This is a genomic window from Pseudomonas sp. S35, assembly GCF_009866765.1.
Lineage (GTDB): Bacteria > Pseudomonadota > Gammaproteobacteria > Pseudomonadales > Pseudomonadaceae > Aquipseudomonas.
The window spans coordinates 2443945-2466698 of record NZ_CP019431.1 but is presented as its reverse complement, the minus strand read 5'-3'; the positions used below and the strand labels follow the sequence as shown (position 1 = coordinate 2466698).

General features: G+C 60.2%; 18 protein-coding genes and 1 pseudogene. 12 read left to right on the top strand and 7 right to left on the bottom strand.

Annotated features, from left to right (window positions below):
* Positions 1-120: 120 nt before the first annotated feature.
* The 6 genes from PspS35_RS11245 (at position 121) to PspS35_RS11220 (ending at position 7786) form a co-directional block, all read left to right on the top strand.
* Complete coding sequence (locus PspS35_RS11245) at positions 121-1794, top strand: TolC family protein (protein ID WP_159934415.1); 1674 nt, start codon at positions 121-123, stop codon at positions 1792-1794.
* 63 nt (positions 1795-1857) lie between these two features.
* On the top strand, positions 1858-2634 hold the full coding sequence (locus tag PspS35_RS11240; RefSeq protein WP_202982125.1) for an efflux RND transporter periplasmic adaptor subunit: 777 nt from the start codon (positions 1858-1860) through the stop codon (positions 2632-2634).
* Positions 2631-3950, top strand: coding sequence for an HlyD family efflux transporter periplasmic adaptor subunit (locus tag PspS35_RS11235; protein ID WP_159934413.1), 1320 nt, complete (start codon positions 2631-2633; stop codon positions 3948-3950). Before PspS35_RS11240 ends, PspS35_RS11235 begins: the two co-directional genes overlap by 4 nt.
* The gene (locus PspS35_RS11230) at positions 3947-6052 is read left to right on the top strand and encodes an HlyD family efflux transporter periplasmic adaptor subunit (RefSeq protein WP_202982124.1); all 2106 of its coding nucleotides are present in this window, start codon (positions 3947-3949) and stop codon (positions 6050-6052) included. Before PspS35_RS11235 ends, PspS35_RS11230 begins: the two co-directional genes overlap by 4 nt.
* Before the next feature lie 93 nt (positions 6053-6145).
* Complete coding sequence (locus PspS35_RS11225; protein WP_159934411.1) at positions 6146-6784, top strand: biliverdin-producing heme oxygenase; 639 nt, start codon at positions 6146-6148, stop codon at positions 6782-6784.
* A 390-nt stretch (positions 6785-7174) separates the two neighbouring features.
* Entirely contained in the window at positions 7175-7786 is a 612-nt protein-coding gene (locus PspS35_RS11220) for a TetR/AcrR family transcriptional regulator (RefSeq protein WP_159934409.1), read from the top strand.
* 12 nt (positions 7787-7798) lie between these two features.
* On the opposite strand, the gene PspS35_RS11215 is transcribed toward PspS35_RS11220, so the two are convergent.
* The 5 genes from PspS35_RS11215 to PspS35_RS11195 form a co-directional block, all read right to left on the bottom strand.
* The gene (locus PspS35_RS11215) at positions 7799-8287 is read right to left on the bottom strand and encodes a DUF3237 domain-containing protein (protein ID WP_159934407.1); all 489 of its coding nucleotides are present in this window, start codon (positions 8285-8287) and stop codon (positions 7799-7801) included.
* A gap of 47 nt (positions 8288-8334) precedes the next feature.
* Positions 8335-9438, bottom strand: a complete 1104-nt coding sequence (locus tag PspS35_RS11210; protein WP_159934405.1) for a polyamine ABC transporter substrate-binding protein — start codon at positions 9436-9438, stop codon at positions 8335-8337.
* Positions 9439-9477: 39 nt separating this feature from the next.
* Positions 9478-10812 (bottom strand): alginate export family protein, encoded by a 1335-nt coding sequence (locus tag PspS35_RS11205; RefSeq protein WP_159934403.1) that lies wholly within the window; start codon positions 10810-10812, stop codon positions 9478-9480.
* 99 nt (positions 10813-10911) lie between these two features.
* Positions 10912-12186 (bottom strand): serine hydrolase, encoded by a 1275-nt coding sequence (locus tag PspS35_RS11200; RefSeq protein WP_159934401.1) that lies wholly within the window; start codon positions 12184-12186, stop codon positions 10912-10914.
* 132 nt (positions 12187-12318) lie between these two features.
* Positions 12319-13230 carry a LysR family transcriptional regulator gene (locus PspS35_RS11195; protein ID WP_159934399.1) on the bottom strand — a complete coding sequence of 304 codons (912 nt, stop codon included), beginning with the start codon at positions 13228-13230 and terminating at the stop codon, positions 12319-12321.
* Positions 13231-13619: 389 nt separating this feature from the next.
* Here PspS35_RS11195 and PspS35_RS11190 point away from each other — a divergent pair, with 389 nt between their 5' ends.
* The 3 genes from PspS35_RS11190 to PspS35_RS11180 all read left to right on the top strand — a co-directional run bounded on the left by PspS35_RS11190 (position 13620) and on the right by PspS35_RS11180 (position 17498).
* Entirely contained in the window at positions 13620-14531 is a 912-nt protein-coding gene (locus PspS35_RS11190) for a transporter (RefSeq protein WP_238786070.1), read from the top strand.
* A gap of 50 nt (positions 14532-14581) precedes the next feature.
* Complete coding sequence (locus tag PspS35_RS11185) at positions 14582-15790, top strand: alpha/beta fold hydrolase (protein WP_159934395.1); 1209 nt, start codon at positions 14582-14584, stop codon at positions 15788-15790.
* 70 nt (positions 15791-15860) lie between these two features.
* A complete protein-coding gene (locus PspS35_RS11180) occupies positions 15861-17498 on the top strand; it encodes an amidohydrolase (RefSeq protein ID WP_159934393.1) in 1638 nt (545 codons plus the stop codon).
* On the opposite strand, the gene PspS35_RS11175 is transcribed toward PspS35_RS11180, so the two are convergent.
* Positions 17499-18539 carry a LacI family DNA-binding transcriptional regulator gene (locus tag PspS35_RS11175; RefSeq protein ID WP_159934391.1) on the bottom strand — a complete coding sequence of 347 codons (1041 nt, stop codon included), beginning with the start codon at positions 18537-18539 and terminating at the stop codon, positions 17499-17501.
* A gap of 138 nt (positions 18540-18677) precedes the next feature.
* Here PspS35_RS11175 and PspS35_RS11170 point away from each other — a divergent pair, with 138 nt between their 5' ends.
* From PspS35_RS11170 to PspS35_RS11160, 3 genes and pseudogenes are all read left to right on the top strand, one after another.
* The gene (locus PspS35_RS11170; protein ID WP_159934389.1) at positions 18678-19601 is read left to right on the top strand and encodes a TIM barrel protein; all 924 of its coding nucleotides are present in this window, start codon (positions 18678-18680) and stop codon (positions 19599-19601) included.
* 20 nt (positions 19602-19621) lie between these two features.
* Positions 19622-20793: pseudogene (locus PspS35_RS11165) on the top strand (Gfo/Idh/MocA family oxidoreductase).
* Between the two features lie 46 nt (positions 20794-20839).
* Complete coding sequence (locus PspS35_RS11160; protein ID WP_174244800.1) at positions 20840-21742, top strand: sugar phosphate isomerase/epimerase; 903 nt, start codon at positions 20840-20842, stop codon at positions 21740-21742.
* Positions 21743-21827: 85 nt separating this feature from the next.
* Here the strand turns inward: PspS35_RS11160 and PspS35_RS11155 are convergent, their stop codons facing one another.
* Positions 21828-22748: a substrate-binding domain-containing protein gene (locus PspS35_RS11155; protein WP_159934387.1), complete on the bottom strand. Its 921-nt coding sequence runs from the start codon at positions 22746-22748 to the stop codon at positions 21828-21830.
* Between the last annotated feature and the right edge of the window lie 6 nt (positions 22749-22754).

Sequence of the window (22754 nt, the reverse complement as noted above, 5' to 3'; positions counted from 1 at the left end):
ATTAAGCATTCTTAATGAACCCGGCATAGCTGATATTGCGAATAATTCTTATCTTTGCCGCCACTGCGTCACGCCACGCCAAGATGGCGGCCTGCACCGCACTTTTTCAGGGGAATACATGTGATCAAGCAGCAACCGCTCGCCCAACGCCTGCCGTTACGTCTCGCCATCGGCCTGGCCGCACTCACGCTGAGTGCCTGTGCGGTGACACCCGAGCCCGAGACCCTGGACCAGCAGATCGCCCAGGCCAGCGCCGACCGCGCAAACATGTTCAACGGCCAGGAGCCGGTCACCCGCCCGATCAGCCTTGAAGAAGCCATGGCCCGCGCCGTGAAGTACAACCTGCAACAACGCCTGGGCCTGATGGAGCGCGCACTGGAAGATAACCTGCTGGACGTGCAGAACCTCGACATGCTGCCCAAGCTCGCCGCCCGTGCGGGCTGGCGTGGCCGCGACAATATTTCCGCGTCCTCCAGCGAGTCGATCCGTACCGGCAACCAGTCGCTGGAACCGTCCACCAGCCAGGACCGCAGCAGCCGCAGCGCCGACCTGCAAATGTCGTTCAACGTGCTCGACTTCGGCCTCGGCTACTTCGGTGCCAAGGCCCAGGCCAACAAAAGCCTGGCGGCCGAAGAGCGCCGGCGCCGGATCGTCGCCGACATCATCGCCCAAGTGCGCAGCGCCTACTGGGAAGCCGCCACTGCCGAACGCCTGAAGCCTGAAGTACAGCAAGCGCTGGTAGAGGCACGCAGCGCCCTGGCCAACGCACGCCAAACCGAACAACAACGCCTGCTGGCCCCGCTGGACGCGCTGCGCTTCCAGAAAGGCCTGCTGGAAATGGTGCGTCAACTGGAAGCGGTAGACGGCGAATTGGCCAGCGCCAAATCACGCCTGGCCGCCCTGATGAACCTGCCGCCGGCCAGCGACTACCGCCTGGTATTGCCAACCGATCAACAGATGCACCAGCCGACCCTGGCCTACAGCCTCGACGATCTGGAAGCCTTGGCCATGGTCAAGCGCCCGGAAGTGCGCGAGGAAAGCTACCTGGCGCGCAACGCCGTGCTCGAAACCCGTTCGGCCCTGCTGCGCCTGCTGCCGGGGGCCTCGCTGTTCGTCGGCAGCAACTACGACAGCAACAGCTACACGGTGAACAATCGCTGGGCCGATGCCGGGGTGCAGGTGAGTTGGAACCTGATGAGCGTGCTTTCCTACCCCGCCATCACTCGTGCCGGCGAAGCGCGCAGCGCGGTGGCCGATGTACGCCGCCAGGCCCTGCGCATGGCGGTGCTGACTCAGGTCAACGTGGCGTGGCAGCAGTATCAGCAGGCCAATACGCTGTTTGATCGCTCCAACGAATTGCAGCGCATCCAGCGCGGCATCCTGCACCAGACCGAAAACGCCGTGCAAAGCGACGCCCAGACCCTGGTCGAGCGCGTGCGCACCCGCACCGAAACGGTGTTGGCCACGCGCATTCGCGACCGCAGCTACGCCCAATTGCAAAGCGCTTATGGCGCGGTGTACCAGGCTGCCGGCCTCGACCCGCTGCCGGAGCGTCTGGCCGACAACAGCGTGGCTGCATTGAGCCAGGCGATCTTCGACAACAGCGTCGCACTGGCCCAGGGCAAAACCGTCGTGCCGCATCTGCCGGGAATCAATCAAAGCCGTGCGGCGGTTGCGACTGCGGCGCCGACCGTGTCACGCCCGGTGAGCGCACGGGTGCAGACCGTGGATATGTGGAACAGCCTCGGCTCGCTGCAAGGCGCGCCTGTAGTGCCCGTTACCCAAAAACGTTGATTGCCACCCCGGCCACCGCAAGGCCGCCGGGGTTCTCCCCGATTTACCGAGACCCTCCGCCCCATGCGTAGCCTTCGCCCTATCACGTTGCCCCTGTGCCTGTTATTCCCCGCCATGGCGGCTTGCGCCTCGGAGCCCGCGCCGCTGCAAGCGCCCTCCAGCCAGGCCGACAACACGCCGCAACTGCGCGTGCAGCTCAGTGCCAGCCGGCGCACGGTGCTGTCCAGCGAACTGGCGGGCAAGGTGCTGGAACTGGACGTCAAGGAAGGCGCTAGTTTCAAAAAGGGCCAGCGCCTGGTGACCTTCGATTGCGCGGTGCATCGGGCGCAGTTGAACCACTCCGTCGCTGCCGAAGCCGCCGCCAGCAAGAAGCTGGAGGTGGCGCGGCGCTTGGACAAGTTGCAGTCGATCAGCGTGTCGGACCTGTCCCAGGCCCAGGCGGAAGCGAACATGGCCCGGGCGCAGAGTGGCGTGGGCCAGGTGATGGTGCAGCGTTGCGCGATCAATGCGCCGTTTTCCGGGCGGGTCGCCGAACGCAAGGCACAGCCCGGCGAATACGTGGCAGAAGGCAAGGAGCTGCTGGCGATCTACGACGACAGCTCATTTGAAGTGGAGTTGATCGTGCCGTCACACTGGATGGTCTGGCTCAAGCCGGGGCATAAATTCCAGGTGCGCCTGGAAGAGACCGCCCAGCAATATCCCGCCGAAGTCACCCGCCTGGGCTCGGTGATCGACCCTATCAGCCAGTCGATCAAAGTGTTCGGGCGCATCACCAGCAACGACCCCACGCTGCTGCCCGGCATGAGCGGTAATGCCCTGCTCGCGCCACCGCAATCATGAGCCCCAACAACGTCCTGGCGGACCTGTTGCAGCTTGAACAACGCCTGCGTGCCGCCAGCAGCCTGGAGGCCTTGGGTTTCTTGCTGGTCAATGACACACGCCTGTTGCTGGACTATCGCCAGGCGCTGCTGTGGCACTGCCACGATCAACGCTGGCAAACGCTGTCCGGGCTGGCCGTGGTGGAGCGGGACGCGCCCTTCACCACCTGGCTCGGCCAACTCTGCCGCCAGTGGCAAGTTGCCGATAACGCCGCCGTGATCCACGCCATCGACCGCCACGCACTGGCGGCCGCCGACGCGCAGATCTGGGCCGAGCACCTTCCCCACCTGCTGCTGTGGCTGCCGATCAAAAACCCCAAGGGCGAGTTGCTTGGCGCGCTGCTGCTGGCGCGGGAACAGCCCCTGAGCGATGCCCAACAGCAACTGCTGACACTGTGGCTGGACGCGGCCGGGCACGCCTGGCAAGCGTTGCTCAACCCCGGCACCCGACGCCTGCGCCCCACCGTCAAGCGGCGCCCGTTGCTGATCGGCCTGGGCCTGTTGCTGGCGCTGCTGCTGATTCCGATTCGTCAGTCGGTGCTCGCGCCGGCAGAAATCGTTGCCCTGCACCCCAACGTGCTACGTGCGCCGATGCAAGGGGTGGTAGAACGCGTGCTGGTGCAGCCGAACGAAAACGTGGGCGCCGGCCAGCCGCTGGTACAGCTCGACGCGCGGGAACTGCAAAGCCGCCTGGAGTCGTCGCGCCAGGCGTTGTCGATCAGCGATGCGGAGTTTCGCCAAGCCCAGCAACAAGCCCTCAGCGACGAACGCAGCAAGGCCAGCCTCGCAGTGTTGCAGGGCCGACGTGAACAGGCGTTGAGCGAAGTGGCCTTCCTCCAGGAAAACCTCAAGCGCACCTTGATCACCGCGCCGCGCGCCGGCGTGGCGGTGTTCGACGACCCCAGCGACTGGGTCGGACGCCCAGTGTCCCTGGGCGAACGCATCATGCTGGTCGCCGATCCACAGCAAACCCAATTGGAGATCCTGTTGCCGGTGGCCGATGCCATTGAGCTGCAACCGGGCGCCGCCACCTTGCTGTTTCTCAACACCGACCCGTCGGCACCGTTGCCGGCCACCTTGCAGCGCCTGTCCTATCGCGCCAGCCCGACGCCCGACGGCGGCATGGCGTACCGCCTCAAAGCCGCGTTCGACAGCGCCGACCCGCGCCTGCGCGTCGGCCTCAAAGGCACGGCCAAGGTCTACGCCGGGCGTACCAGCTTGATCTTCTTTCTGCTGCGCCGCCCGTTGGCCACTGCGCGTATCTGGCTGGCGCTGTGAAGCTTGCGCCGCTGCGTGAGGAATTGCGCCTGCACGAGGGCCCGCAGAACCGCGACGGTTCGCCATCCTGGACCCTCGAAGACCCGGCTCGCGGGCAGTTTTTTCGCCTGGGCTGGGCCGAGGTGGAGATGCTCGGGCGCTGGTCCTTGGGCGACGCCGAGGCCATCGCCCAAACCATCAGCCAAACCAGCACCCTGGCGCTGGACAAAAGCGATGTCGAACAGCTCAAGGGCTTTTTGCAGCACAACCAATTGCTGCACAGCGTAGGCGACGAAGACAACGCACGGCTGGCACGCATCGCCGACGGGCAAAAGACCGGCTGGGCCCGCTGGTTGCTGAAGAACTACCTGTTCGTGCGCATTCCGCTGGTACGCCCTGACCGCTTTCTCTCCCGCACCCTGGCGTGGGTTGAGGTGTTCTACAGCCGCGTGTTCATGTACCTGACCCTGGGTGCCGCGATGCTCGGGCTAGCGCTGGTGGCGCGGCAGTGGGACAGTTTCATCCATACCTTCCTGCACTTTTTTACCCTGGAAGGCGCTGCCCTGGCCGGTCTGACGTTGCTGCTGACCAAGGTGCTGCATGAACTGGGGCACGCCTACACCTGCAAGCGCTACGGTGGGCGGGTGGCGACCATGGGCGTGGCGCTGCTGGTGATGTGGCCGGTGCTCTATACCGACACGTCGGGTGCCTGGCGCCTGCGCAGCCGGCAACAACGCCTGGCCATCGGCGCCGCCGGCATGCTTGCCGAACTGAGCCTGGCGGCGTGGGCCACCCTGCTATGGAGTTTCCTGCCCGATGGCATGTTGCGCAGCGCCGCCTTTATGCTGGCGACTACCACCTGGGTGCTGACCCTGGCGATCAACCTCAGCCCGTTCATGCGCTTTGACGGCTACTTTTTGCTGTCGGATCTGCTGGAGGTACCCAACCTGCAACAACGGGCCTTTCGCCTGACACGCTGGCGCGTGCGCGAGTGGTTGTTCGCCTTCAACGAGCCGCGCCCGGAGCGTTTCGAGCCGTGGCTGGAACGGACCTTGGTGGGCTATTCCATCGGCACCTGGATCTACCGCTTCTTTTTGTTTCTGGGCATCGCGCTGCTGGTCTATCACTTTGCCTTCAAGCTGCTGGGCATCCTGCTGTTTATCGTCGAAATCCTCTACTTCGTGCTGCTGCCGATCTTCAATGAACTGCGCGAATGGTTCGCGCGCCGCAAGGACTACCGCATGAACCGTCATGGCCTGACCACCTTGCTGGTGCTGGGCAGCGTATTGCTGCTGGCCTGCATCCCCTGGAGCAGCCGCGTGCACGCCCCGGCCCTGCTGCGCGCCGAACAACAGGCCGGGTTGTACGTGCCGATGGCAGCGCGCCTGGAGCGCATCGACGTGTCGCCAGGGCAGCCGGTGCACGTCGGCCAGGCGCTGTTCCAGCTGCAAGCGCCGGATTTGCGCCAGGAGCTGCAAAGCCTCGACCGCCGCATCCTGACCCTGCAATGGCAGGACAGCTTCCAGGTGCTCAACCGCGAGACCGCCGCCAACTTGCTGGTGGTGCGCCAGGAATTGGCCGCCGCCCGCGAGCGTCAGCAGCTACTGCGCCAACAGATGCGCCAGCTCACGGTGTATGCCGCCTTTGACGGGGTGCTCGCCGACCTGGCCGAGCCGCTGGAGCCCGGCGAATGGCTGGCCGCCGGGGAATGGCTGGGCACGTTGGTGGGCACTCAAGGTGGACGCGTCGAAGCGTTTGTCGAGGAACAGGACCTGGCACGCCTGAGTACGGGCAGCCAAGGGCGCTTCTATCCGGAAAACCTGGCCCATCCATCCCTCGACGTGAGCCTGGAAAGCCTCGGCCAAACCGCCGTGCGCCGCCTGACCTCAACACCGGAACTGGCCTCGGTGTATCAGGGTGCCATTGCCGCAACCCTGGATCACGAACGCCTGCCCCAACCGGAAAAAGCACTGTACCGCGCCCTGCTGCGCCCCGCGCCAGGCAGCCCGGCGCCCAACATGGCCTTGCGTGGCACGGTGGTGCTGGAGGGCCAATCGCAGAGCCTGGCGATGGGCGTCTGGCGCCGGGTGTTGGCTGTGCTGATTCGCGAATCGGCGTTCTAGGCGCTTGCATGAAGCGTTCTTAATGGTTGCGCGATTGTCGGCAGAGTGCTCGGTTCGCCATGCTTCGCACCTCTTGAATCGACAGGTGCCAACATGACCACCCCGCCACTTGAAACGTCGCGAGCCAAGCGCATCAAGGCCGCCACCACCCGCGACCACGACAACGTCAACGACCTGGTGATGCAGGCCCGCCCCTTCGACAGCCGCGAGCGCTACGCCCAGTTCCTGCAACTGCAGCATGCGTTTCATGGTGCCATCGACGGGCTGTACACAGACGCCGAGCTTAACCAGCGCCTGCCGGGCCTGAGCGAACTGCCGCGCTTCGAAGCCGTCAAGCGCGACCTGCTCGACCTCGACCAAGCCGTGCCGCAAAAGCCGACCCCGGCCCAGGTCAACGGGCCCTTCGAAGCCTTGGGCTGGCTGTATTGCAGCGAAGGCTCCAACCTGGGCGCGGCGTTTTTATTCAAGGAAACCCAGCAACTGGGCCTGAACGAAACCCACGGCGCCAGCCACCTGGCCGCCCACCCAGGCGGGCGCGGCTTGCACTGGCGCCAGTTCATTGCCCTGCTCGACAGCCAGGAGATGGACGCAGAACAAGAGCAACAGGCCGTACAAGGCGCAATAAATGCGTTTGATTTTTACCGGGCGAAGGTGCGCAGCGTGTTAGCGCCGGATGCTGGTCCGCAGGCCCTAGGAGAGCCAGCCACACTACGAACTCGAACCGCCCCGTAATGTTGCACTTAACCCTGTACGTGTTCGTACAGGACTACCCTGGACTCCAGCGATTTTCCGCAGAAACGAAACACGACGCCGACACGTCTGTTGCGTAAATCACAGGTGTGCGCATGCCAGTGGACGGTGGACATTCGTGCGTCATGCCGGGCCTAACTTGACTCAAGATGAAGCAACATGCGCCACGCGGACGGTACAGTCCGCTCTTAACTGCGCAGGCTGTGCAGTCGTCGCAAATGATGGACTTTCAATTCCCGTCGACTCCAGACCAAGGGCCAGTACATGAACCGTCAGCAATTGAAACTTTGAAAAACTTTACTCAATTAAGTATTTTATCGAGATCCTAGGGGCGCCCTCTCGTCCGATAATTGTGTGGCAAGGAATCTTTCAGTGAGCGGATTGCGTGAACGTCAAAAAGCCGAGCGTCGCGAAGCTATCAGTAAGGCCGCGATCGAGCTGTTCGAACGTCAAGGTTTCCAGAGCACTACGATCGAGCAGATCGCTCACGTAGCGGGGGTATCCGCGCCCACCGTGTTCAAATACTTCGGTAACAAGCAGGAGATCATCCTGGAGATCCTGCAAGACGCAGACAAACGCGCCCTCAAGGACACCCGCAGTCGGATTCCGGACATGGAAGATCCCGTGGACGCCTTGTGCTACCTGGAAAGCCTGCTGACCGGATACGCACTGCAGGTCATGCACCCCGACCTCTGGCGCGAATTGTTGCCAATGATTCTGTTTGGCGGGGACAGCGGATTGCCGCAGCGTTATCGCGCCATGAATGAAGCGCTCAAAGCAGAGATCTGCGGCTTGCTTAGGGAGCTGCAACAGGCGGGCAAGCTGCACGCCGACCTCGATGTCGAGTTGGCAGCCTTCCTGCTGAACGACTATTCCCACTTACAGCTGTTTCGACTGGTCAATCAACAAGAGCCGGACATAGCATCACACTCGGCCCAGGTTCGACAGATCACCGAATTGCTGTTTCGCGGCATGCGGGTGTGACGAGAGCAAGCGTCAAGAAAAGCGGTAGCAACAGATGACTACCTGGTCTACCGCAGGGTAGAAAACCTGGCCGATGAAACTGCCTCGTGAAAGCCACGCCAGGCGCCCGTTGGGCACTTGAAACGTGGGGGTGCAGGTGCACCGGTATTCGGTTTCGGGAAGCGGCCAATGGCCCTCGCGCTCCAACCGACGACCGTGCTCGGTCATGTTCAACACGCCCACGTTGTGAACGTTGAGGATCTCTCCCTGGTCACTCGCCAAGCTGTAGCGCGCATCCAATTGGCCGGTACCGTCAGGCCGCAGCAGGAAAAAATCCTCACCGCCACCCAGCACCCGCCCCTTCAGATCCAGCCCTTCGAAGTCACCTCCGAGGATAGAGTAATTGCAGCGCAGGCCGTCACTGCACGCCCCCACTATCAATTCGCTGCCGATACTGACACGCAAGGTCAGCACCCGCTGCAGGCTGGGGTTCGCGCCCATCAATGGTAAAGGCTCAGGCATGCAACACACTCCCAAGCCCGACGAAGAGCATTCGTCGGGCTCATTGATCAATGATTGGTCTTGATGCTGGTCCAGATGCGCGTGCGAACCCGTTCGATAGCGGCCGACACGGGCTCCAGGGCAAACAGGGTTTTGCGCGCCTCATCCGGGACATACATGTTGGGGTTGTCGCGGATAGACGCATCGACCAGGGCCGTCGAATCCTTGTTCGGGTTCGGATAGCCGATCTTGTTGCTGATGCGGGCGATCACATCCGGACGCAGAATGTAATTGATAAACTCATAGGCCTCTTTGGTGTGTGGCGCATTGGCCGGCACCATCATCACGTCCGACCACATCGGTGCACCCTCCTTCGGCAGTGCCATCTCCACCTTCACCCCTTTGCCACCGGCATCGGCGAGCTGCTTGGCCAGCGCCATACCGCCAGACCAGCCAACGGCCACGCAAATGTCACCGTTCGCCAGGTCCATGCCGTAGCGTGAGGAGTTGAAATAGGTGATGTAGGGACGAATCTTCATCATCGCTACCTGCGCCTGGGGGTAGTCGTCACGCTTGGCGCTGTTGGGATCCAGCCCCTGGTAGTGCAAGGCAATCGGGACAATCTCGTTGGCCGCATCGAGGAAGCCGACGCCGCAGCTCGCCAGCTTGGCCAGATTTTCCTCCTTGAAAATCACGTTCCAGGTGTTCATCTGCACATCGGCGCCGAGCGCCTTGTGGACCTTATCGACGTTGTAGCCAATCAACGTGGTGCCCCATAGATACGGCACGGCGTAGCGGTTGCCCGTATCGCCAGCGGCCTCCAGGGTTTTCATGAACTCCGGGTCAAGGTGCGGCCAGTTCGGCAGTTGGCTACGGTCCAGAGGCTGGACGGCGCCGGCCTGTATCAAGTGACTGACATTTGAACTGCTCGGGTAGACGACGTCATACCCCGAGTTGCCGGTCAGCAGCTTGGACTGCAACGTTTCAACCGAATCGAAAACGTCGTAAATCGGCCTGATACCGGTCTCCTCCTGAAAACTTTTGAGAATCTCCGGCGGCAAATACTCGATCCAGTTATAGATGCGCACCGTCCTTTCTTGCGCCATGCACGCACCGCTGGCCAGCACAGCTACCAAAGCGCTCAGCAAGGTATTACGCAAAAACATGTTCATATTGAAAGACTCCAGCACGGCCACCAGGGCACGCGATCGTTAATAGCGATAGGTGAGATAGAGTTCAAGCGCGCTGAACTTCTGGTCATCACCAAAGACTTGTTTGGCGGCGGCCATGGGCTTGACCCAGTTGTAGGAGAGCGAAGAGATAAACGACTTTGAGGGCGCCCACTCCAGGAATACGACGCTCTCGTCGGCAAACCGGCGGTCACTGACCGCTGCGCCGAAGTAGTTCTTTTCGTCCAACCAAAACTGGTAATGAATGGCGCCGAGCCGAAGGGTTTCGCTGAGTTGCGTCTTGATCGAAAACTGCTGAACATTCTCGTTGCTGTTGTAAAGCAAGTAGTTGCCGACAACATCCCCCACCAGCCATGTTCCCCAGTCGACGAACCCCTTACTGAGAGAGTCCCAGGATTTCTGGCGGTTGTCGGAAAGGTTGTCATCGCCGGAAAAACTGGCGTAGCGATAACCAATGATCGGCGTCAGGGGTAAGGCTTCAAACACGTAGTCCGCTTGGCCGTACCAGGCGCGGGCGTCATAATCGACGCCTTCACCACTGCCGCGCTGCACGGCGTATTCGCTGTTGAGTGTCAGCGCCGACACGCCCGGCACTTTGGCATTCAACGCGCGAAGGTTGTAGACCTGCATCCCGTCGCGCCGCAGCGGCGTAGCACCCTGAGGCCCCAGCGACTTGACCTTCATCGCCATGGCGCCCAGGGTCACTTGGTCATCGAGGGTGTAATCGAGGTTGACCCCGGTCATCCGAAAGTCACCCAAGTCATCGTCGGTACGCAAGGTGAACGCTTGGGATTTCAGTGCGCCGTGATCCCACGCCAACACGGCGGAGTCTTCAAACGCGGTCCTGGGGCCGAGCCAGTACGCCCCATCCTTGAATTGATCAAGGTTACCGTCCATAACAATAAAGCCGCTGCCCACCATGTAATTTTGGCGCCCGGCGGTGAACGTCCACTCCCCTGCCCGAAACCCAGCGTAGAGTTCTTCAGCGGCCACATCACCGTCCGAGCTGCGCGTGTAGCCGCCGGCATCGCCGTCGCCCAACGTCGTGGCCGCCACGAAGGAGCTGCCGGCCAGCAGGCTGAAGTCCGGTTGAACGGCGTACTCCAGCTTGATGCCCGGCTTGACGAAGAACTCCTGCCAATCAATATTTTCGCCGCCATTCTTGCCACTGCGAAGGTCGACCCGGCCACTGCCGAAGTTGACATTGCGCGTGGAAATAACGGCGGCGCTGGCGCTCAGGTTCACTTCCCCCTTGAGGTTGCCGTCTTCGAAGGTGTAGCCCGCCACGGCTGCCTGCGTAGCCAGGGGTAACCCGAACGCGACTAACGTTCGAGACAAACGCATGGTGAAAATCATATAACGCTCCTGCTTGGTTTTTGTTATTACAGGGCAGTGATTGGCGGCACACAGCGCCGCACAAACCTGGCTGGGCCAGGTGGAAACAACAGTGATTTTTTAGGAATGAGGGGCAGTGGCAAGGTGCGCGGCAATGGCGTGAAGCATGCGCACAGTGTCCGCATCGCAGGGGCTCGCCGCCTCGTCAAGCGAGGATTGCTTGACGATGACCACGCCGGATTTTTTGTCGATGAACAGGTACTGGCCATGGATGCCACCGGCCATGATCGCCGGGCGCGGGCCGTTGAACACGTACCACTGGCTGCGGTAAGACGCGCCTGGCGTCCAGGCTGAGAAGTCGGGTGAATCGGCGTACAGCGCCGGCTCTGCACCTGCGGCGATGCGCGCCAGTGTCTGGCTCGACAGCAGCTGATGCCCGTTGTGGCGACCGTCGTTGGCGAGCAGGCGGCCAAAACGCGCCATGTCCCGCAATGAAGCGCTGAAACCCGCACCCGCGACGCTGCGCCCCCAAGGATCAGCCAAGAAGTAGCCATCACGCTCACAGCCTAACTGAAGCCAGATATCTTCCAGCATCTGGTGACAGGGCTTGCCTGACGCACGCTCCATGACCCAGGCGAGCGCTTCGGTGGTCGCGGTCACATAATGGAAAAAGCCACCATGGCTACCGCGCTTTTTAAGCGATGGCAGGTACTGATACAGCGACTCGAACTGCGCGTACTGTGCCGGTGCCGGTTGGAAACCGCAGGCATAGCCGTACTGCGAGCTTTCTGAATCCGGATCTTCGTACACTTCGCTGTATTCGATACCTACCGCCATGTCGAACAACTGGCGCACCGTGGCGTCGGCGAATGCGCTGCCCTCGAACTCCGGCACGTAGTGCGCCGCGAGTTTGCCCGGGTCCAATATCCCATCCGACACCAATTGCTCACCCAGCGTGCCGATCAGCGATTTGGTCACCGAAAACATGATGTGCCGATCATGGGAGCGTTGGCCGTTGAAATAGCGCTCGAAGAGTACATCGTCACCCTTGAGCACCACAAAGGCGTCGGTCTGACTGGCAATCAGGTGATCGATAACGCTGATGCTCAGCCCACATTCGCTATCGAAATGCAGTTGATCCAGCGGCAGCGGCGCAGGGTTGAACGGGCTTACAGGGCCAACGCCAGCGCGCACATCAATCGCCGGACGCAAACGCGCCAGGTTGCGAAAGCCCCACTGATTGAACGGCGGCGTCATCCAGTTCCGCCAGGTCACGCGGTGTGCCGAACCTGCGGGAAAGCCCTGCATGAAGGGGGTTGCGATGGGTGCGTCAAGTGACGACTCGTGAGCCTCAAGGTAGAGGTTGGCCAACAGCGGCGCGGTGTTCTGAGACATCGGGTTGCCCCTGAAAAATGACTCTGCGTAAAAGCAGATGCATAAAAATCATTACTCACTATTTTTATTTAGTCAATAAAGGATTTTTGCATTTTTCAGCGTCTTGAGCTTTCAGGGTTTGCGCTCAAACGACTAATCCAACGCGCGGCTGGTGATAAAGTTTTTCACGTGTTCAACGAACGCCACAACCTTGCGGGTGGATCGATGATGGCTTGGGTACACCGCCACAAGGTTGGGTCCGAAGGCTTCAGGATCAATCAAATAATCGGGCATGACATGAACCAGCAGACCTTGAGCAATCAGAGGCGCAGCACTCCATTGCGGCACAATCAACAGACCGCATCCGGCCAGTGCCTGGGTCAATAAAAAATCGTAATTGTCGCATTCCACAAGGGGCTTCTTTGGGAAGGGGAACTTGAACTGCTCGCCTAGATAACTGGCACGCCAATAGCTTCTGCTCAACAGCGGGTTTCTGTAGAGCAACCAATCCTGGGTGTGCACATTATCGGGATTGATGGTGACGTTTTTACGCGCCAGGTAAACAGGACTGGCGCAGAGAAAAACCGTATTGCGCGCAATCACTTTTGAAATGATTCGATCACTCTCGCCCATCCTGAGTGCCAGGTCGTAACCCCCTTCCTCAAGGTTTATGGGCACGTCCCCGAGGGTCACGCTCAATTGAATATTGGGATAAATGGAAATGAAATCGGCACAGGCATCGGCGAGAAAGGCCTTCCCGAAAGCCATCGGAGAAGCAATGCGCAGCGACCCGTTTATACCTGCGCGCAGTTGACTGATTTCTTCCTCCGCTTCCTCCAGGCTCAGCACCAGTTGCCTGGCGGTCTTGAGGTAGATAAAGCCCGCATCGGTCAAGGTGGTGTGGTGCGTGCTGCGCACCAAAAGCCTTACACCGAGCTCCTCCTCAAGATGACTGATTGTTTTTGTGATCGCCGACGGCGTCTTGCCTAGCTGTTTGGCCGCGCGGCTAAAACTGCCACTGTCAGCGACGGCCAAAAATGTACTGAACGCACCCAATTTATCCATGGTATTTCCGTTTTGGAAAAAGCATTGTGAGCAAGTCCAGCCTTCACGGTGATTTTTTCTCTTGTACTATAGCCACACCTTGTACACAACCGACCGGGGCGTGCAACACACCAGATGCGAGATGATGCTTCAATAATTATTGGTTCCCCCCATCAAAACAAGACCTTTATACAAGGCAACTCACATTGATAACACTTAGAAGCGACTGCCAAAAAACCTCATGAACAACCTGTACAAGGTAGGCACGAGGTAAAACCGACCCAACTGTGTTGGTTATGTTTATTTTTGCACGCATGCTTCTTCGCCGTTCAATGAGCAATACACCCGTAAAGCCGTGGCGAAAGAAGAACAATAATAATCCTTACAGGCGACTAATTATGACGAACCGCATGAGTGCTGGGGCCGCTGTTATGCTGTCCTTTACAGTATGGGGCAGCGCAGCGTATGCGACAGAAAGTGGCGTTCCAACTACCGCCTATGGCGTGTACGATTTCGGTGCCGGCTTTTTACCTCCTCCCACACCCAATGGGACAATTGCCGGCCGGTCTGCTTTCTATAAAACAACCTTGCAGAAAGATGGTCATGGTAAAGACACCGGCAATGACTTTTCCGTCAGTGTGCTGTCTTTTTCGATGGCTTATTTGCGCATGACCGATGCGACGATTCTCGGCGCCAACTACGGTTTTGGCGCGGTGGTGCCATTTTTCAAGATGAATGGCGACTTGAAAGTCAATGCCGGTGGGCAGACCGTTTTCGAAACCAAGTCGGACGTCTTCAGGCAGGCGGATATATCCATTCTGCCAATTATGCTTCAGTGGCATGTAGCGCCGAATATAGGCATCAATGCGCAACTGCAAATTCAAGCGCCCACCGGGGATTATGATAAAGACCGTTTTATGAACCCCGGGGTCAATCACTGGACAGTGTCTCCTCTTCTCAACGGCACTTGGATTTCTGAACACGGGTTGGAAGTTTCATCAAGTTTCCAGCTGGACTTCAATACCAGGAACCCTGACACCGATTATAAATCCGGCGTGGAGTATCGCCACGAATTTGCCGTGGGCCAGCATATCAACGACTGGACAGTAGGCCTCGGTGGTTATTATTACCGTCAGCTCAGTGATGACAATGCGCCCAACCTGGAGAATGGCAATCGCTCTAGAGTCATTGCTGTCGGCCCCGCCATTTCTTACTTCAAGCTCGGTAACATTCCCGTCTGGTTTCATGTTTACAAGGAATTCGACGCCGAAAATAGAGCGCAGGGTTATACCGCGGCCATCCGCCTCTCCCATTCATTTTAAGTCGAACGCTTGCTCTTAAAACTCCATACACTTTGACTCTTGAGAATATTATGAACAGACGCCAATCACTGTCGGCTTCATTGGCTGCGCTTGTTACTTCGTTCTGGCTGTCGACTACCCTTGCTGGGATTGCGCCCATCAATAGTGTCGAGGATGCCGTCCAGTTTGAATCCTCGCTGTTTATTCCCACCGGGAAATTCTGGGACAAGCCTACGGGAGCACCGGGCGCGTCAGGTCAGTTGATCCGCTCGGAGCAGGCTGAGAACTACCAGCTTCCCAAAGGCGCATCCGCCACCCGCATTCTTTATTGGTCCAACGACCTGTATCAGAACCCGACAATCGCTTCGGCCGTGCTGATCAAACCGGCCGGCGCGGCGCCAAAGGGCGGCTTCGAGCTGGTGGTTTGGGCGCACGGGACCATGGGCGTAGGGCAGATGTGCGGCGCCTCGAACTCGGTGAATCTGGGCTACAACGTCATGCCACTCCTGGCACAGGGCTTTGCCGTGCTGGCCGTGGACTATGCAGGTTTGGCCACCGAAGGCGGCCACGGCTACATGAACAAAATCGTCAACGCCACAGATGTAATCAACGCGGTACCTGCGGCTCAGGCGGCGGTGAAAGGCATCACGCAGAAATGGGTCGCGATTGGTCACTCACAAGGCGGTCAGGCGGTGTGGGGGGTTGCCGAGCAGCAAGCCTCGCGCAAGGATCCCCATTACCTGGCTTCCGTGGCTCTCGCGCCGGCGGTTGGCGGCGCCGATCTGCTTGAAGCCAACGCCCAGCAACCGGGTGCCTTGTTCTACCCCGTCTACATGGCCCGGGCGATCAAGCAGCAGTTTCCAAGTTTTGACATCAACTCGATGCTCACTCCCGACGCGGCAGCCCGGTACGACGACTTGGTGAACAAGGGTTGTTACTTCTATGCGCAAGCGGCGTTTGCCCAGGCCAAACCCGGCAGCGTGCTGAAGACAGACTGGTCAAGCCAACCCTATGTGTCTGATTTTTTTGCGATCAACCAAGTGGGCAACAAGGCCATTGCCGGCCCCTTGCTGGTAGCCATCGGCACAGCTGACGAGGCCACGCCGCCTGCGGTGACTGAAGCTCAGGCCAGGAAGGCTTGTGCAGCTGGCAACACCCTCGTACTACGTTCGTACCCTGGCGATCACGTGGGGATGCTTCAAACCTCACTCGCCGATGTGACGGCGTGGATCAAGGACAGGTTCGCCGGCAAGGCCGTAGCCCGGACCTGCGCCAACTGACGTCCCGCTGCAACCGAGGACGAAGCACTGTGCGGCTTCGTCCCTCCCCGCTTGCTCGAACGGAGCTTGTATGCGCCAGACTGCTGAATGGGTGATCACCAACGCAAAAATCCACACGATGGACGTCAATAACCCGCGGGCTCAAGCCATCGCGGTGCGCAACGGGCGCATTCTCGCGGTGGGCAGCAATGCAGATATCGAGCGCCTCACGCATGCCCGCACGCAGCGCATTGATGCCCAGGGCCGCGTCGTGCTGCCAGGTCTGCAAGACACCCATGTGCACTTTCAATTGAGCAGCGCGGATTTCTATCACAGCGCTTCGCTGTATGAAGCTCAAAACCTTGAAGACCTGCTTCGTCTCATCAAGGCATTTGCCGACGCCCACCCGCACAAACCATGGATTCGAGGGGTCGGTTTTTCCTCCTCGCGGTTCAGCCCACACCAACTGACTAAAGAGGTATTGGACAGCGTCACCGGCAGCCGCCCGGCGCTGATCTTCGCCAATGATTACCACAACGGCTGGGCCAACAGCGCCGCGTTTGCCCTGGCCGAGGTAAAGCCAGGCAGCCCTGAACCGGAAAACGGCCACTACCTGCGTCTGCACGACGGCAGCCCCCAGGGCTGGCTGAGTGAAGATGCGATTTGGGCCATGCATCGTGTTGCTCCGGCCTACAGCGAAGAGGACTACCTGGTTGCGATGAAGCACTACAGCCGCGTCTTCAATAGCCGAGGTATCACCGGCGTTCTGGATGCGATGGTGAACCGCAACCTGTTGCAGAACTATCAGACCGCGCATGCGCGCGGCGATTTGACCTTGCGTGTCTGCGGCACCGCGAAGGTTTTCGCGCACAGGCCGTTAGCCGAGCAGGTCGAAGAATTGATCTCACTGAGAAACACCTACCAAGGCGACTGGGTCTCGTTGCATTCGGCCAAGTTTTTCCTCGACGGAGTGCTCGAAAACGGTACCGCCGCGTTGCTTGACGCTCGCTGCGATACCGGCACAAATGCGGAGCTGATGTTCAGCCAGGCGCAGATCAACGAATACTTCACGGCGCCGGACCGGGAACGGTTCCAACTGCATGTGCACACCATCGGCGACCGCGCGGTACGCTCAGCGATTGACGGCATCGAATACGCGCAGCAGCGTAATGGGCCGTGGGATGCCCGGCATCAACTGGCCCACCTTCAAGTGGTGAACCCCGCAGATATTGCGCGCTTCAAACGCCTTGGCATTTATGCGAACTACCAGACATTGTGGGCTCAGCCCAACCCGGACCTGGACCCTTTGGTCAGTGCCATGCTGGGCCCGCAACGCAGTGAATGGCTCTACCCCATCGGCGCGTTCATCCGCCAAGGTGCCGTCTGCATGCTGAGCAGCGATTGGGGCGTGAGTACCTATGACCCCTTCCACATCATGCAATGCGCCGTTACCCGCCAGAGTGAACAGGGCAACGACCAATCCCCCGTCCATACCCCCCAGCATCGGATCAGCCTCGAAAACGCGGTGAAGGGTTACACCCTCAATGCTGCCAGCGCGGCCTGGAGAGAAACCTGTACCGGTAGCCTGAGCGTAGGGAAATATGCGGATCTGATTGTGCTCGACCGCGACCTGTTCACTCTCTCGCCCTACGAAATAGGGCAAACCCAAGTGCTGCTCACCCTGCTGGCAGGCAAGGAAGTGCATCGACACGCATCGTTTGATGCATGATCAGATGCTCTCGCTGACATCTATCTGTATGGGCACTATCAACCTGGCGACAAGGCTGGGGTCCGAGGCCGCCGCGACCAGTGCCTTCACGGCTTGCTCCGCCACCTCCACTACGGGATGAGAAAGGACCGCCTGCACCAGATCGGCTTTCAGCGCCTCCCGGGTCAGTGGCGTCAAGTCATGACACACCACCACCGGTAGCCGGACCTGCTGCTGTTTGAGTTCGCGCAACGCACGCAGTACCCCGGCGACACCACCGCCCGCCACGTACAAGGCGGCGAGATCGGGTTCCCCGCTCAGCAAGTCCAGTGCATTGCCGTAGGCAAAATCATCGTCCTCAAGGGTCAGGCGCGACGCGAGCAACTCCCAATCAGGCGAATGATTCGACAGGTAGCTGCGAAAGCTCAGCTCGCACAACTCCTGGCACTGGAACCGCTGACTGCTGAGCATCACCGCTGCCGAGCCCGGCTGCCTCGCCAATCGGGTGACGAACCACCCCGCCGTGCGCCCCATCAACCGATTATCCAGGCCAACGTAGGCGGGACCGGCCAGTTCCGAGATCAACGCGACCACAGGAACGCCCGCGTCCTGCAAGCGGGCGATGGCCTCACGCACCAGCGGATGATCAACCGCCACCACCCCGACACCGTCGACTTGATCCCCAAGCGCCAGGATGCGTTGCGCCACCGTCGCCGGGTCAAGGTCGTCCAGATAACCGATGACCACACGGATACGCGCCCGCGCGAACGTGGCCGAGGCGTTGGACAGTGCTTGCGCGAGCCCCTGGTAGAACGCCACGCCACTCTTCTGCAACAGGAACCCCAGCCGCACCGTCGGCTTGTCATTCACGACGTGTTGTTCGATGACGCCTTTGGCATGGAAGCCCAAGCGTGCCGCCGCGGTGGCAATGCGATGCGCCGTGTCGGTACGCACGTCTGCACGCAGATTCAGCACACGGTCGACGGTGGAGAGGCTGACGCCCGCTTCGCGCGCGACATCGGCCATGGTGGGGCGCAGTTTTCGCCGAGGTACTTCTGACATGTTTTGACATCTCTTTTTCGCAATCATGAAGGGTTTTGACAGAGTTATCCAGCCTCCCGTAGCCGTGCTCCACCCCCCTGAAATAGCATCGTCCCAGGCTAGACAGCCCACTCATAACAACAACACCGGAGTGAACCGATGACCATCCACATCTCTACGGCACCCTGCTGCTGGGGCGTTGACGATGTAAAAAATCCTTATCTGCCCGCGTGGCGCGACGTGCTCGGCGAAGCCAATGAAGCGGGCTATCGCGGCATTGAGTTAGGCCCCTATGGCTACTTGCCGCTGGACGCCACGGTGGTGGCAACAGCCCTTGGCGAAAACCGCCTGCATGTGGTGGCCGGCACGATTTTCGATGACCTGGTCAACCCCGCAAACCTGCCGTCGCTGCTGAGTCAAACCCGCGATATCTGCCAATTGCTCAAACAACTGCCGCCCATCGACAAGGAGCCTGGCCAGCGCTTTGCCGGCCCTTACCTGGTGATCATCGATTGGGGCCATGAGGACCGCGACTACGCTGCCGGCCATTCAGAGCTGGCGCAACGCCTGGACGATGGCGCATGGCAAACCATGATCGAGCACATCCGGGCCATCTGCCATATTGCCTGGCATGACTACGGCATTCGCCCGGTTATCCACCCACACGCCGGCGGTTACATCGAGTTTGCCGACGAACTGGCGCGGCTGGTCGAGGACATTCCCCACGACGTTGCCGGGCTCTGCCTGGACACCGGGCACCTCTACTACGCGGGCATGGACCCTGCGGCGTCTTTGCGCGCCTACGCCGATCGGCTGGACTACATCCATTTCAAAGACATCGACCAACGCGTATTCGACGAGGTGATGAAGCAACGCATCAAGTTCTTCGACGCCTGCGCCAGGGGCGTCATGTGCCCCATCGGACGCGGCGTGATCGATTACCCGAACCTGTACCGGCTTATCCAAACCCTGGGCTACGAGGGCTACATCACCGTCGAGCAGGAACGCGACCCTCGCAACGCCAATGGCAGCCTGGAAGATGTGCGATCCAGTCGCACCTACCTGGCAACCGTCGGATTCTGACCCCACACGAGGCACACCCCATGATCAACGGCAGCAAACGTATCTCCCAACCTATCCGCTGGGCAATGGTCGGCGGCGGCAGCCAGAGCCAGATCGGCTACATCCACCGTTGCGCCGCACTGCGTGACAACACCTTCGTGCTGGTGGCGGGCGCATTCGATATCGATGCCGCACGTGGCCGCGAATTCGGCGAGCAACTGAGGGTCGATCCCGAACGCTGCTACGCCGACTACCTGAGCCTGTTCGAACAGGAAGCCCAGCGGGCAGACGGCATTCAAGCGGTGTCGATCGCCACGCCCAATGGCACGCACTACGCCATTACGAAGGCGGCGCTTGAAGCCGGGCTGCACGTGGTGTGTGAAAAGCCGCTGTGTTTCACGGTCGAGCAGGCCGAAAACCTGCGCGAACTTTCGCATAAACATAACCGCATCGTCGGTGTGACCTACGGGTATGCCGGCCATCAACTGATCGAACAAGCCCGGGAAATGATCGCCGCAGGTGAGTTGGGCGAGGTGCGCATGGTGCGCACATGCAGTTCGCCCACGGTTTCCACAGCGCACCGGTGGAGGCCCAGAGCCAGGCGACGCAATGGCGTGTCGATCCGCGTCAGGCGGGGCCGAGCTACGTGCTGGGCGATGTTGGGACGCACCCGCTGTACCTGTCGGAAGTGATGCTGCCGGACCTGAAAATCAAACGCCTGATGTGCAGCCGGCAAAGCTTCGTCGCCAGCCGCGCGCCCCTGGAAGACAACGCCTACACCTTGATGGAATACGAAGGTGGCGCGATGGGCATGGTGTGGTCGAGCGCGGTCAATGCAGGCTCCATGCACGGCCAGAAAATCCGCGTCATTGGCTCGCGTGCCAGCCTCGAATGGTGGGATGAACGCCCTAACCAATTGAGCTTCGAGGTCCAAGGGCAGCCCGCGCAAATACTGGAGCGCGGCATGGGCTACCTGCACCCCAATGCACTGCTCGACGATCGCATTGGCGGTGGCCATCCCGAAGGTTTGTTCGAAGCCTGGGCCAATCTTTATTACCGCTTTGCCCTGGCCATGGATGCGACTGACCGCGCCGATACCCAAGCCCTCAGCGCAGTGCGCTATCCGGGCATCGACGCGGGCGTCGAAGGGGTGCGCTGGGTCGAGCGCTGCGTGCTGTCGGCCGACAACGACTCAGCCTGGGTCGTCTATTGAGGATCTGCCCGCGTTAACACCGAACAGAACAACGACCAGAACAATAATGAAAATCGCCCTTGACCCCTACATGCACCGCCACCTGAGCCTGCCGGACCTGTGCCGCAAGACCGCCGAACTCGGCTATGAATACATCGAGCTCTCGCCCAGGGACGACTTTCTGCCCTGGTGGGTCCGACCCCGTGCCCACAAGGAGCGCATCACCGCGTTCAAGAAGGCCCTGCGCGACCACAATGTGCAGCTCGCTTCATTGCTGCCCATGTACCGCTGGGCCAGCCCCCACGAGGATGAACGTCGCGCCGCAGTGAATTACTGGAAAGAAGCAATACAGATCGCCGTGGAGATGGGTTGCACCACCATGAACTCGGAATTCGGCCGTGGCCCCTCACCGGATCGGGGGCACAAGGTCAGTTGCTGCGGCGGTTCCCACAGCCACGAATCCAGCGAAGCCGCCTGGTGGCGTTCCATGGAAGAACTGGTGCCGATATTTGAGAAAGAAGGCGTGACCCTCAACGTCGAGCCCCATCCCGAGGATTGGTGCGAGACACTGCACCCGGCGTTGGACATGCTTAAAACCATCAACTCCAACAACGTCAAGTTCCTGTACTGCACGCCGCACACCTTTTACTTCGGGGACGACATGGCGCAGATGATCGCCGATGCGGGCTCGATGATCGCCCACGTGCACATTGCCGACACCTATAACCACAAGGCTTCGTCAGGCCTGCGCTATATCGTTAACCCGCCTGGCGCGAAAGTGACGGTGCATCAGCACATGGACATGCATCAGGGCGAAATCGACTGGGATGTGTTTTTCAGTGCTCTGGCCAAGACCGGCTTCGACGGCATCGTCACCGCCTGTGTCTTCGGCTGGGAAGAACGCGCGGATGCATCCGGGCGCTTCATGCGCCAGGAGATCCAGTCTTACGTTGACAAGCACTTCAAGTAGCCTTCAAGTAGCGAGAATGCTCCACGCGCAAAAAGGGCGGGCCGGTTATACCGAGCCCGCCCCTTGAGCAGATTCACATTGCCAGTCACTCGAACTGCTGGCGATTCTCCGGGGTAATCAGCTGGAACGGCACCCAGATAATCGGCGCCTCCAACCCATCGCCACGGGCCAGATGAACAGCCGCCTCAACCGCCCCGCTCGCTTGACCCACGGCATCCTGGAACACACTGACCGCCATTTTCCCATCCGCCATGAGCTTGAGCCCATCCGACGTACCGTCGATGCCGCCGACCCAGTAATCCTTGGCCTGTTTGCCGGCCTTCTCCAGGCCCATGATCGCGCCGATTGCCATCTCATCGTTATTGGCGGCGACAATCGAGAAATCGACGCCCTGCTTCACCCAGTCCATGACCACCGTGGCGGCCTGGCTGCGCTCCCAGTTGGCGACTTTTTTCTGCACGACTTTCATGTCCGGGTATTTGGCGACGACTTTCTCGACGTCCTCGGTGCGCATCAGGGAAGACGCATTGGCGGGGTCGCCGACCAGAATCACCACGTTGCCCTTGTAGCCGGCACGGCGCGCCAACTCTTCCATCTGCATCGTGCCTGACTCCAGTTCGTTGGAACCGACAAACGCCGCGCGTGCGGTGAGCTTTTCAGGCGATGGGTTACGGTTGACGAACACCAGTGGAATATTCGCTTCACTCGCCAGGCGCATCATCTGAGCCGTGCTCTTGCCATCGACCACGGCCACGATAATCGCATCGACTTTGGAGTGGATCAGGTTGCGGAACTGGCGCATCTGCAATTCAGCATTGTCCTGCCCATTCTCCATAAAGATATCGATATCCATCGCCGCCGACTTTTGCTGCACGCCATTGCGCAGCAAGGCCTGGAAATTATCGTCGTACTTGGCCATCGCCACGCCCACCAGCGGCGTGGCCGCCTGGGCCTGCCCACTGGCCAGCAACGCCGCCCCCAGGAAACATCTCAACCATGCGTTCATTTTCTA

What these genes read in the sequence shown, in the direction of transcription:
- PspS35_RS11240 (WP_202982125.1), top strand. Translation starts at nt 1,858, where the DNA reads ATGCGTAGCCTTCGCCCTATCACGTTGCCCCTGTGCCTGTTATTCCCC.
- PspS35_RS11235 (WP_159934413.1), top strand. Translation starts at nt 2,631, where the DNA reads ATGAGCCCCAACAACGTCCTGGCGGACCTGTTGCAGCTTGAACAACGC.
- PspS35_RS11225 (WP_159934411.1), top strand. Translation starts at nt 6,146, where the DNA reads ATGACCACCCCGCCACTTGAAACGTCGCGAGCCAAGCGCATCAAGGCC.
- PspS35_RS11215 (WP_159934407.1), bottom strand. Translation starts at nt 8,287, where the DNA reads ATGCCTGAGCCTTTACCATTGATGGGCGCGAACCCCAGCCTGCAGCGG.
- PspS35_RS11210 (WP_159934405.1), bottom strand. Translation starts at nt 9,438, where the DNA reads ATGAACATGTTTTTGCGTAATACCTTGCTGAGCGCTTTGGTAGCTGTG.
- PspS35_RS11205 (WP_159934403.1), bottom strand. Translation starts at nt 10,812, where the DNA reads ATGATTTTCACCATGCGTTTGTCTCGAACGTTAGTCGCGTTCGGGTTA.
- PspS35_RS11200 (WP_159934401.1), bottom strand. Translation starts at nt 12,186, where the DNA reads ATGTCTCAGAACACCGCGCCGCTGTTGGCCAACCTCTACCTTGAGGCT.
- PspS35_RS11195 (WP_159934399.1), bottom strand. Translation starts at nt 13,230, where the DNA reads ATGGATAAATTGGGTGCGTTCAGTACATTTTTGGCCGTCGCTGACAGT.
- PspS35_RS11190 (WP_238786070.1), top strand. Translation starts at nt 13,620, where the DNA reads ATGAGTGCTGGGGCCGCTGTTATGCTGTCCTTTACAGTATGGGGCAGC.
- PspS35_RS11185 (WP_159934395.1), top strand. Translation starts at nt 14,582, where the DNA reads ATGAACAGACGCCAATCACTGTCGGCTTCATTGGCTGCGCTTGTTACT.
- PspS35_RS11180 (WP_159934393.1), top strand. Translation starts at nt 15,861, where the DNA reads ATGCGCCAGACTGCTGAATGGGTGATCACCAACGCAAAAATCCACACG.
- PspS35_RS11175 (WP_159934391.1), bottom strand. Translation starts at nt 18,539, where the DNA reads ATGTCAGAAGTACCTCGGCGAAAACTGCGCCCCACCATGGCCGATGTC.
- PspS35_RS11170 (WP_159934389.1), top strand. Translation starts at nt 18,678, where the DNA reads ATGACCATCCACATCTCTACGGCACCCTGCTGCTGGGGCGTTGACGAT.
- PspS35_RS11160 (WP_174244800.1), top strand. Translation starts at nt 20,840, where the DNA reads ATGAAAATCGCCCTTGACCCCTACATGCACCGCCACCTGAGCCTGCCG.
- PspS35_RS11155 (WP_159934387.1), bottom strand. Translation starts at nt 22,748, where the DNA reads ATGAACGCATGGTTGAGATGTTTCCTGGGGGCGGCGTTGCTGGCCAGT.